Raw genomic sequence first — 1,534 nt, forward strand, 5'->3', positions numbered from 1 at the left:
GTCAACTACCCACCACTTAAAGCCTAACGGCTTTTGAAGTGGGGGCTTGGCAAGCCCTAGTTGACTACCCTCAGCCATTCAATGGCTACGTTGGAAGGGTCATGACACTTACGGATGCTCCTCCAGTCCGTAACCCTGTCGCAGATGGTTAAAAGCTCTGATGGGTAGGAGCGGTGCTGTCTGCCGAACAAGCCCTTCCAACATTGGGGAGGAGGAACTCACTCCTGAAAGGAGGTACACGTCTTGTTCGTGTACATTATCAATAAGCATGGAAAACCACTCATGCCATGCTCACCAAGGAAAGCAAGACTTTTGCTAAAACAGAAGAAAGCAAAAGTAGTAAGAAGGACACCTTTTACCATCCAGCTTTTATATGGTAGCAGTGGTTACAAACAACCCGTGTCATTGGGTGTTGACATGGGGACACGACATGTAGGAATTTCTGCAACAACAAAGAAAGATGTGCTGTTTGAAGCGGAAGCGCAACTTCGAACAGATATTGTGGAATTACTTGCTATACGGAGACAGTTCCGTAGAAGTCGAAGAAACAGAAAGACTCGCTACCGAGAAGCCAGATTTCTTAACAGAAGAAAACCAGAGGGATGGTTACCACCATCTATTCAACACAAAATCAACTCGCATATAAAGTTGATTGACTTAGTTCACAATATTCTCCCTGTCACATCTGTCACTATTGAGGTAGCAGCATTCGATACACAGAAATTAAAAAACCTAAATATCCGAGGGGTGGAATATCAACAAGGAGAACAAATGGGGTTTTGGAATGTTAGAGAGTATGTTCTATACAGAGACAATCATACTTGTCAATATTGCAAAGGAAAAAAGAAAGACCCTGTTCTCCAAGTGCATCATATTGAAAGTCGAAAGACAGGAGGTGATTCACCAGATAATCTGATCACTCTATGCAAAACATGCCACCATGAAATTCACGAAAAAGGGCTTGAGCATATATTTCAACGCAAACGACCGCCTATGAGGGATGCTAGTCAGATGACCGCCATGCGATGGGCAATGTTTAGTAGGATAAGAGAAAAATACTCGCATGCAAATATCACATACGGGTATATCACCAAATGTATTCGCATTGCTAATGGACTGTCTAAATCTCATATGGTGGATGCTCGTTGTATTAGTGGAAATCCACTAGCCAAGCCAAGTGGCACGGTTTATCTTCTAAAATTCGTTCGAAAAAACAACCGTCAATTGCATAAAGCAACCATCTTAAAAGGCGGAAAACGAAAATCAAACAAAGCTCCACGATTTGTCAAAGGGTTTCAACTGTTTGACAAGGTGGTATACGAAAGGAAAGAATGTTTTATATTTGGCAGAAGAAGCAGTGGTTATTTTGACCTTCGGCTGTTAGATGGCACAAAAGTGCATGCTTCAGCAAGCTGGAAAAAGTTAAAAAGAGTTGAGCATGCTAGTACATTGTTAATTGAAAGGAGGAAGGGCGATTCCTCCCCGACTTTCGCTCTCGCTTAGAAGTCGGGGTCTCCTCGCCAAAGAAGATGAA

Annotated in this window: 1 protein-coding gene; it reads left to right on the top strand. The window is 42.7% G+C overall.

The features are described from left to right. Positions 1-249 precede the first annotated feature (249 nt). Entirely contained in the window at positions 250-1,503 is a 1,254-nt protein-coding gene (iscB, locus tag ETC02_RS16510) for an RNA-guided endonuclease IscB (protein ID WP_223812651.1), read from the top strand. Positions 1,504-1,534 lie beyond the last annotated feature (31 nt).

The organism is Geobacillus sp. DSP4a (assembly GCF_013096875.1).
In the GTDB taxonomy this organism is placed as follows: domain Bacteria; phylum Bacillota; class Bacilli; order Bacillales; family Anoxybacillaceae; genus Geobacillus; species Geobacillus thermophilus.